Genomic DNA, 10,195 nt, shown 5'->3' with positions numbered 1-10,195 from the left:
GCACCTGTGTTCAGGTTCTCTTTCGAGCACTCCCATATCTCTACAGGATTCCTGACATGTCAAGGGTAGGTAAGGTTTTTCGCGTTGCATCGAATTAATCCACATCATCCACCGCTTGTGCGGGTCCCCGTCAATTCCTTTGAGTTTTAATCTTGCGACCGTACTCCCCAGGCGGTCGACTTCACGCGTGAGCTGCGGTACTCAATGAGTCTCCTCACCGAACACCTAGTCGACATCGTTTAGGGCGTGGACTACCAGGGTATCTAATCCTGTTTGCTCCCCACGCTTTCGTGCATGAGCGTCAGTATCGACCCAGGGGGCTGCCTTCGCCATCGGTGTTCCTCCACATCTCTACGCATTTCACTGCTACACGTGGAATTCCACCCCCCTCTGCCACACTCGAGTCCTACAGTCACAAACGCAGTTCCCAGGTTAAGCCCGGGGATTTCACATCTGTCTTATAGAACCGCCTGCGCACGCTTTACGCCCAGTAATTCCGATTAACGCTCGCACCCTACGTATTACCGCGGCTGCTGGCACGTAGTTAGCCGGTGCTTATTCTTACGGTACCGTCATTAGCCCTCTTTATTAGAAATGGCCGTTTCGTTCCGTACAAAAGCAGTTTACAACCCGAAGGCCTTCTTCCTGCACGCGGCATTGCTGGATCAGGCTTTCGCCCATTGTCCAAAATTCCCCACTGCTGCCTCCCGTAGGAGTCTGGGCCGTGTCTCAGTCCCAGTGTGGCTGGTCGTTCTCTCAAACCAGCTACAGATCGTCGGCTTGGTGAGCTTTTACCTCACCAACAACCTAATCTGATATCAGCCGCTCCAATCGCGCGAGGTTCTTGCGAATCCCCCGCTTTCATCCGTAGATCGTATGCGGTATTAGCGTAAATTTCTCTACGTTATCCCCCACGACTGGGCACGTTCCGATATATTACTCACCCGTTCGCCACTCTCGAGTATTGCTACTCTACCGTTCGACTTGCATGTGTAAGGCATGCCGCCAGCGTTCAATCTGAGCCAGGATCAAACTCTTTAGTTTAATCACTGCAATAATTTTCAACTCCCCACATCCAACCGAAATTGGTTGCGGGAAGAAACTCATAAAAACGGAATTGATGAGAAATCTTGACGATTTCACATTTTCTATCTCTATGAGCGTTTAAGGTCAGAAGACCTGGCTGATTAACTTTCGTTAACTTTGCCTGGCAATCGCCTTCAAACGCCCATACTTATCGGCTGTAAATTTTTAATGATCCTGACTACTCTCGTCACCGCTTGGCGGCTTCGTTTTCGTCGTTAGCTGTGATCAGCTAAGCCTCGAATTATGACATGTTTTTTAACAACCTGTCAACCCGAAGGGTTACTTTTTGATCTGCTCACAAACCTCTTTTTCAGAGCAACTTTTTTAAAGTTTGTTTGCTTGCCGTAATCAGCAGAGCCTCAAATTATATACCGGTTTTTTTCATCCCGATCAACAAAAATTTTACTTTTTGCCGGCTTGTCAATCACTTGGCCGGTCTGACCCAATTTATGGACTGGAGTCGAGACTCGCAGCGTTTCAACTTGCTTTGAGGTTGCTGACTGTAATCAGTCGAGCCTTAGATTCTATACCGGTTTTTTCATTCCAGTCAAAACAAATTCAAAAAATCTGCTTTTTTTTGAGCCCCTTGCCTGCTAGCTGGTGGCCTCATTGAAGAGATCATTGATTAGCAGAACCGTCGACTATAGCACGGCTTTTTATGCCTTCCGGAAACGATCCCAAAGTTCTGCGCGGGCGCACCGTGCGCCGCGAGTCCTACCGGTCAAGTCACAAGGTCAATGGCAGGGCGCGCACTCGCTCCCCCGTCAGCACGAACAGGGCATTGGCCACTGCGGGCGCCAAAGGAGGTACACCAGGTTCACCGACGCCGCCGGGCGACCTGGTACTTTCAACAAGATACGTCTGTACCAGGGGCGCCTGCGCCAGACGCAACATCGGTGCATCGGGAAAGTTCTTCTGCTGCACCACGCCCGCATGGATATCCACCCGTCCGTACAGCGCGGCAGTCAATGCGAACACCACTGAACTTTCCATTTGCTGGGCAACGATGTCGGGGTTAACCACGGTGCCACAGTCGATGGCGCACACCACACGGTGTATCCGCGGCTGGCCGTTGATCAGCGACATCTCGGCCACCTGCGCGACGATGGAGCCGAACGATTCATGCAGGGCGATACCGCGCGCCTGTCCTGCGGGCAAGGCGCGGCCCCAGCCAGCCTTGTCGGCCGCCAGATCCAGCACCGCGAGATACTGCGGCGCATGCCGGAGCAAGCGGCGCCGCAGACTCAAGGGGTCCTGGCGAGTCTCAAACGCCAGCTCGTCGATAAAACTTTCTGAGAAGAAGGCATTGTGCGAATGCCCGACCGAACGCCAGAAACCCACAGGCACACCTTTCCGCGTGGCCACATGCGACATGTGCTGGCTGGGAAAGCCGTAGGGCAGGTCAAACAGGCCCTCGGCCGTGGTTTTGTCGGGGGTATCCACCGGCCCAGCGAATTGGGGAAGGCCACGCTCCATCCAGCGCGGGGTGATGGCGTCGCCGGCTGACCTGATGCGCAGGCTGTTGATATGGCCGTCGGCGTCGACAGACGCACGCAGCCGGGCCACCTGCATGGGACGATAGAAGTCGTGGGTGCTGTCCTCCTCACGCGACCAGATCAGCTGCACCGGCCGTCCGCCGCAGTCCATGGCCACCCGCACCGCCTGGGCGATGTAGTCCACTTCCAGGCGGCGGCCAAAACCGCCGCCCAGCAAGGTGACGGTCACGCTCACATCCTCCACCGCCACCCCGGCAACACGTGCGGCGATGGCGGCGCCCATCTGCGGCACCTGGGTCGGCACCCACAAAAACACCTTGCCGTCCCGGACCTGGGCCGTGCAATTCATCGGCTCAAGGGTGGCATGTGCCAGATAAGGGGCGCGGTACACGGCTTCGATACGTCGGGCAGCAGCCGTTTCGGCCTGGTCCGTGTCACCTTGCTCATGAAAAACAAAGCCCACATCTGTCTGGAGCGCCGCCTCCAGCTCGAGTTCGATTTGGCGCGAGTCCAGCGCCCCGGCCGGCCGCTGCTGCCAATCGACAGACATGGCCTGCGCCGCCTGCTGCGCTTGCCACCAGCTTTTGCCGACCACGGCAAAACCGGCCGTTGAGCCAGCGTAGGCCGGTAAACGCACGAAACGCTCGACACCCGGCATGGCTAGCGCGGCGGGAATGTCCATCGCACCCGGCGCGCCACCCAGCATGGGGCACAGGCGTATAGCGGCATACAACATACCGGGCAGGCGAACGTCGAGTCCGAAGAGGGCCGTTCCATCCATTTTGGCCGGGATGTCCCGGCGCGGGGCGCTGTGGCCAATGACCTTCCAGTCCTTGCGTTCTTTGAGCGTGACCTTGCCCGGTGGCGTCGCGGCAGCGAATCTGGCCAGCTCACCATAGTGGGCGGATTTGCCCGAGGGGTGCGAAATCACACCCTCCCTGACCGTGAACTCGGCCACCGGCAAGCGCCATTGCAGCGAAGCCGCACCCAGCAAGGACGCCCGCGCTGTGGCCGCAGCCATGCGGAGAACGATCCATGCGTCGGCCACACTGCTGGAACCGCCAGTCGCATTGATGCCCAGCTCGCGCGCCAGCTTGCGGACCATCCATTCCCCGGCCTCCACCTTGAAAGGCCGCTGTTCCACCTCCAGCGGATGAAAAGGCAGGCTGGCCACCAGCATCGCGACGTTGCCGTAGATCGAATCCGATCCGGCCTGCTCTATGTGTACGCGCGACAGGGGCAAGTCCAGCTCCTCGGCCGCCAGCATCGGCAAGGCCGTATGGACGCCCTGTCCCATCTCGCTGCGCGGCATGGCCAGCACCACCGAACCGTCAGTGAGGACCTTGATCCAGCCATTGAGCGCGATCTCGCCTTCGGCCGGCGGCCAGAGCCGTCCCGAGCCGGTGCGCGAGCGTGGCGGCAGCAAGCCCCAGCCCACGATCAGCGCGCCGGTCGCACCCGCAGCACTGAACAGCCAGGTGCGCCGTTTCATGCCCGCTTCTTCACGGCACCACCGACCGGGATGCCGGCCGCACGTTTGATCGCCACCCGGATCCGCTGGTAGGTGCCGCAGCGGCAAATATTGGTCATGGCCGCATCAATGTCGGCATCGGTCGGCTTCGGCGTTTTTTCGAGCAGTGCCGCTGCTGCCATCAGCATGCCGGACTGACAGTAGCCACATTGCGGCACCTGTTCGGCGATCCAGGCGCGTTGCAGGGCATGCGGCTTGCCGGGACTGCCCAGCGCCTCGATGGTCTGGATGCGCTTACCGGCCAGCGTGGACGCTGGCGCGACACAGGAGCGGACCGCCTGCCCGTCCACCCGCACGGTGCAGGCGCCGCAGGCCGCCACCCCGCAACCGAACTTGGTGCCCGTCATGTCGAGCAGGTCGCGCAAGATCCATAACAAGGGCATGGCCGGGTCGGCATCGACCTGAACAAGTCTTCCGTTGATCTGTAATTCCATGGACCATGGCTTCCGATGTGCTCAGCAGGTCGGGGATGGTGCACCGCTGATTCCGGTCCAACTATAGCGACGAGTCCGGGAACGCAATAGCCCGAAAACCAGCATGCGAAATCGCGCACCCGGATAATCCCTGACAACATGGCATTAATTACACTTCTTGACGCTCAACTCGCTTTTGGGCACGTCGCCCTGCTGGACCACGCAGATTTCTCCCTCGAAACCAACCAGCGCATCGGCCTGATTGGCCGCAACGGCACCGGCAAATCCTCCTTGCTCAAAATTCTGGCCGGGCTCGAAAAACCCGACGACGGCACCTTGCAACTGCAGCAAAACCTGCGCATTGCCTACGTGCCGCAAGAGCCCAGCCTGGACCCACACGCTACGGTTTTCATAGCTGCTAGCACAGGACTGGCAAGGGTCAGGCACATTGTTGAGCAATATCTGGCAGCCGACGAACACACCGACCTGGACGCCCTGCAGTCGGAAATCGAAGCCCTGGATGGCTGGAACTGGGAGCAGCGTGTCGAGGAAACCCTGCACCGCCTGCACCTGGACAAGGACGCCATCGTCGGTTCGCTCTCGGGCGGCACCAAAAAACGTGTGGCGTTGGCCCAGGCGTTGGTGGCCAAACCCGACGTGCTGCTGCTTGACGAGCCGACCAACCACCTGGACCTCGATTCGATTGCCTGGCTGGAGGAGTTGCTGGTCAATTTCAACGGCAGCATCATCACCATCACCCATGACCGGGCCTTTCTGGACCAGGTCGCCACCGCCATCGTCGAGCTGGACCGCGGCAAGTTGCTGACCTACCCCGGCAACTTTGCGCAGTACCTGATTCAAAAAGAAGAACAGATGGCGCAAGAGGCCGTTATCTTCGCCAAGGCCGACAAGCTGCTGGCCCAGGAAGAAGTGTGGATCCGCAAGGGCGTGGAAGCGCGTCGCACGCGCAGCGTGGCGCGCATTGGCCGGCTTGAAGTACTGCGAGACAGCCGGGCATCGCGGCGCGATGCGGTGGGCCGCGTCAATCTGGACGTCTCCAGCGGCGAGAAAAGCGGCAAGATCGTGGCAGAACTGACCGAAGTGAGCAAAAGCTTCGGCCATCCGGGGTCCGAGAAAATCATCGTCAACAAATTCAGCGGCACCCTGCTGCGCGGCGACAAGGTTGGCCTGCTGGGCCCGAACGGCGCAGGCAAAACCACGCTGCTCAAGCTGATCCTGGGCGAGCTGCAGCCCGACGTGACCACACCGCCCGGCAAGATCCGCCAGGGCGCCAACCTGCAGGTGGCCTACTTCGACCAGATGCGCGACAGCCTGGACCTGGACGCCACGCTGGAAGACTTCATCAGCCCCGGCAGCGAGTGGGTCGAGATCAACGGCCAGAAAAAACACGTCAAGAGTTACCTGACCGACTTTTTGTTTTCACCCGCACGCGCCAACTCGCCGGTGCGCACGCTGTCCGGCGGCGAGCGCAACCGCCTGCTGCTGGCGCGCCTGTTTGCGCGGCCCGCCAATGTGCTGGTGCTGGACGAGCCGACCAACGACCTGGACATCGACACGCTGGAGTTGCTGGAAGACCTGCTGCAAAACTACGAGGGCACGGTGTTTCTGGTCAGCCACGACAGGCGCTTCCTGGACAACGTGGTGACCAGCACGATTGCCTATGAAGGTACGCCCGAGAACCCGGGTTTTTGGCGCGAATACGAAGGTGGCGTGACGGACTGGATCACGCAGTCCAAACGTGCGGCGCAAATCACCAGCAGCGGCAAAACCGCCGGCACTCCCGCCAGCGCCAAAAATACAAGCAAAAACACCCCTCAGCCCATAAAGAACGGGCGTGAAGCGCTATCAAAAAAGAAACTGAGCTACAAGGAGCAGCGCGAGCTTGAGGGCCTGCCGGCGTTGATCCAGCAGCTCGAATCGCAGCAGAAAGCGATTGCCCAGGAGTTGTTGGACGGCACTTTGTACGCCAGCAACGCCAAACGTGCGGCTGAATTGAATGCCCGCAACAGCAAGCTGGAAGAAGAGCTGATGGACGCATTACAGCGCTGGGAAACCCTGTCTGCCTGAGGCGGCTGTCGGGCAAAGCGCCTACAAAATCTTGCGCTGAAGTCGGGCGATTCGTCGCCCGGTGATGCAGGTGCTTACGCTAAAGTGACTCCATCCATGAACCGATTTTCCACGCAGCCCTGTAGCGCACCTTATGAATACTCAACATGCTGGCCTTGGCGCTGGCTCTTTGTCTTGTTACTCGCTGCCTGGATAAGTGGCTGCGCTTCCTTGCCCAGCGAGGTGGACCGCCCGGTTACCTATGCCCTCACCACGCCGCAAGACACGGCGCTGGGGCGAACCATGCAGGCCAGCGCAGCCGCCGCACGCACGCGCAATGACTCCGGTTTTGCACTGGTTAACAGTGCAGAACTGGCATTTACCAGTCGCATGGCACTGATCGACGCCGCGCAAAAGACGCTGGACATCCAGTATTACGCGATCCACGCTGACGAAACCACCGAGCGCATGTTTGATGCCCTGCGCGCAGCGGGCGATCGCGGCGTGCGCATCCGCATCCTGCTCGATGACTTCAACACCTCGGGCAAAAACGCGCAGGTTCTGAAGCTGGCGTTTGAAAAAAATATCAGCATGCGCCTCTTTAACCCGCTGCCTGGGTCGCGCGGCTCCCTGTTCTTCCGCATTCTGGGCTCGCTCAAGAATGTGGATCGCATCCAGCGCCGTATGCACAACAAGATTTTTGTGGCGGACAACGCGGTCGCCATCACTGGAGGACGCAATTTGGGCGAGACCTATTTTGGCCAGGGCGAAGGAACCAACTTTGTAGACGCCGACGTGCTGGCTGGAGGCCGCATTGTGCGCGAACTCTCGCGCAGCTTTGACCAGTACTGGAACAATCCACTGGCTTACCCGGTGCAGTCGCTGATGACGGTCAAAGAACTTGAGGCCTTGAAGCCTGCTCCCAAGGTTGTCGGCGTAGCATCGCCGGTCAACGCCGAAACACCGGTTCCGGATGGCGTCCCTGCCGGCTCCGGCAGCCCTGCACCTGTGGCCCCGCCGCTGCCCGACACCACCAACCTGTCCAAGCTGCGCTGGACCTGGGCGCCGTCGGTGCTGCTGGTGGACAAGGCCTCCAAGATTGCGGCCGATGCAGACGCGGTGGAGCAGGCGCAGGACACCACGGTTGACGGCCTGCTGCAGCTGATGGGCGACGCGAAAACCAATTTACTGATCGTCTCGCCTTACTTTGTTCCAGGCGACCGGATGATGGCGCAGCTTGCTGCCATACGGCAAAAAGGCGTGCGCATCCGCGTGCTGACCAACTCGCTGGCATCCAACGACGCACCCGCAGCCCATGTGGGATATGCCCGCTACCGCAAGGGGCTGCTTGCCATGGGCATCGAAATTCATGAAATGCGCGCTGAGCACGAGGGCACCTTGTCCAGCTTCGGCGGGCTGGGCAGCACCGGCTCGGCCAGCGGCTCGCGCGCCAGCCTGCACTCCAAAATTGTGGTGCTGGACGACCTGCTGCTGGTCATAGGTTCGATGAATCTGGACCTGCGCTCGCAATTGCAAAACAGCGAAGTGGCGCTGGTGATCCGCAGCCGCAAGCTCGCCTTTGATACCACGCAGCTGATTGAACCAGCCATGGCCAAAGGCGCTTACAAGGTTGAGTTGGCAGACGGCCAGCTCATCTGGCGGGCACCTCAGGGCTCGCAGCTCAAGGACACCCGCGTCGAGCCCGATGCCAGTTTCGCGCTCAAGCTGATGCTCAAGCTGATCGGTCCTTTTGCGCCGGAAGAAATGCTTTGATCCGCACGCGGGCACGGGAAGCGTTTCAACTTACACCGGCCTGGGCAACCATCGCATCCGTCCCGCCCCGGCGGCTTCCTGGCGGAAAACACCTTGTTGGCAGCCGGGGCTGACATTGATCAAGCCATGCCTCTGAGCACCTCTCTGAAAAAAGCCGCGCCGGCCCTGATGCTGGCCGGTTTACTGCTGGCGCTTTACGCCTGGCAATTCGGGCTGCAGTCGCCCTACCGCTTTGAGCTCGAATGGGACGAGGAAGTGCAGTTGCATGACAAGCGCATCATCAACCTGCACATCAAACGCAGTTATGAACGCCACACCCTGCTGTCGCGATGGGACGGCGTTCACCGCGCGACCGAAGTCAGTTTTGACGCCGGCCCGCTTTTCGGCCCCTTCAATGCCCGCTTTGCGCCTGACGATTTGGCATTGATCGACCAGGACCAACAGGTCTGGTACTTCGCGACGGTTCGTTCCGCAGGCACTGGCCCGAATCGGTCAGGCGACAGATTGCCACCGTTTTTCACGCTCAACCCAGGCACCGGGCTGGCAGAGGCGGGGCGCGGGGAGAAACTTCCGGAAGTATTCACCCGGTGGAACGTGATGCCGGCTACGCCTGACGCTGCGGGACTGGTGAAGTTTCACAACACCCAAGTCGGGCTGGCCGAAAAAATGCGCTATTGGGCGACCCATCCGCGCTCCGACGGAGACGAGGTCCGGCTCGGGCCAAAAATCCAGGTCAGATAAAGTGCTATTTATTTCATAGCTACTTGTGCTCATGAATAAAGGGCTGGGGGCCAAAACAATTAAAAATTGCAGGGCAATAATCCAGTTGAATCCCTTCCATCAGGCTCCGGCGCGCAAGATGGCTAAGGCGCGCAGACTGTCCAGCAGCTTTCGCCAGAATGGCCCCAAAATACGCTCATGAACCCAGCGCCCACCCCGTTTGCCCTTCCCCACTTCTGGGCCGACCTGAAAAGCCCCGACTTTGCCCGCATCGACGCAGCCGCAACGATTGCGGTGTTGCCAGTGGCGGCGATTGAACAGCATGGACCGCATTTGCCGCTGAGTGTGGACACCGACCTGGTCAACGGCGTGATCGCGCATTGCCTGCCGCATTTGCAGGCTGCGCCGGTGCTGTTTCTGCCGACGCAAAGCATTGGCCGCAGCATCGAGCACATCGCCTTTCCTGGCACGCTGACACTGGGCGCGGCCACCTTGATCCAGAGCTGGGTGGACCTCGGGGAATGTGTGGCGCGCACCGGCATCAAGAAGCTGGTGCTGCTCAATGCCCATGGCGGCAATGTATCGACGCTGGACATCGTGGGCCGCGAGTTGCGGGCGCGTTTCGGTTTGACGGTGCTGATGGTCAACACCTTCAGCCTGCCGCTGCCGGCGGAGGTCAAACAATTGTTCGGCCCCGATGAAGAACGCTTCGGCGTGCATGGCGGCGATGTCGAGACCTCGATGATGCTGGCGCTGCACCCACACAAAGTGGACATGGCGCAGGCGCGGAATTTTCACTCCAGCAGCCAGGACCGCGCGCAAACCTACGCTATCCTAGGCAACGGCAGCAGCGCCAAACTGGCCTGGGCCGCGCAAGACCTGCATGCGACGGGCGCGGCCGGCAATGCGGCGGCGGCCACGGCCGAAAAAGGCCTGGCCGTGTTGCAGGCCAGTGGCCAGGCGCTGGCGCGGCTGCTGCAGGAGGTGGCCATGCTGAGGCCGCTGGTCTGACGCTCAAGGCCTGTCGGCAGCCCTGACAAAAACTGGGGTCATCGGCTGACACACCGCAGACGCCTGCGCGGTGAACAATCATGAAAATGTGCGCCACT

Annotated in this window: 6 protein-coding genes and 1 rRNA gene; 4 read left to right on the top strand and 3 right to left on the bottom strand. The window is 59.9% G+C overall.

Annotation, left to right across the window (positions count from 1 at the left end):
• From Q8O29_RS16435 to Q8O29_RS16425, 3 genes are all read right to left on the bottom strand, one after another.
• Positions 1-1,044, bottom strand: a 16S ribosomal RNA gene (locus tag Q8O29_RS16435); the annotation flags it as partial.
• A gap of 768 nt (positions 1,045-1,812) precedes the next feature.
• Positions 1,813-4,074 (bottom strand): molybdopterin cofactor-binding domain-containing protein, encoded by a 2,262-nt coding sequence (locus Q8O29_RS16430; protein ID WP_305564715.1) that lies wholly within the window; start codon positions 4,072-4,074, stop codon positions 1,813-1,815.
• Positions 4,071-4,547, bottom strand: coding sequence for a (2Fe-2S)-binding protein (locus tag Q8O29_RS16425; protein WP_305564713.1), 477 nt, complete (start codon positions 4,545-4,547; stop codon positions 4,071-4,073). The genes Q8O29_RS16430 and Q8O29_RS16425 overlap by 4 nt, the downstream gene beginning before the upstream one ends.
• Before the next feature lie 138 nt (positions 4,548-4,685).
• Between Q8O29_RS16425 and Q8O29_RS16420 the strand changes: the two genes are divergently transcribed.
• From Q8O29_RS16420 to Q8O29_RS16405, 4 genes are all read left to right on the top strand, one after another.
• Entirely contained in the window at positions 4,686-6,614 is a 1,929-nt protein-coding gene (locus tag Q8O29_RS16420; RefSeq protein ID WP_305564711.1) for an ATP-binding cassette domain-containing protein, read from the top strand.
• A gap of 96 nt (positions 6,615-6,710) precedes the next feature.
• Positions 6,711-8,366: a phospholipase D family protein gene (locus Q8O29_RS16415; RefSeq protein ID WP_305564709.1), complete on the top strand. Its 1,656-nt coding sequence runs from the start codon at positions 6,711-6,713 to the stop codon at positions 8,364-8,366.
• Positions 8,367-8,492: 126 nt separating this feature from the next.
• Positions 8,493-9,107: a hypothetical protein gene (locus Q8O29_RS16410; protein ID WP_305564707.1), complete on the top strand. Its 615-nt coding sequence runs from the start codon at positions 8,493-8,495 to the stop codon at positions 9,105-9,107.
• 177 nt (positions 9,108-9,284) lie between these two features.
• Positions 9,285-10,097 (top strand): creatininase family protein, encoded by an 813-nt coding sequence (locus Q8O29_RS16405; protein ID WP_305564705.1) that lies wholly within the window; start codon positions 9,285-9,287, stop codon positions 10,095-10,097.
• The last annotated feature ends 98 nt before the right edge of the window (positions 10,098-10,195 follow it).

The sequence above is a fragment of the Polaromonas sp. genome, assembly GCF_030689685.1.
GTDB lineage: Bacteria > Pseudomonadota > Gammaproteobacteria > Burkholderiales > Burkholderiaceae_C > Polaromonas.
The sequence above is the reverse complement of the archived record's forward strand: the minus strand, read 5'-3'. Positions and strand labels throughout refer to the sequence as shown.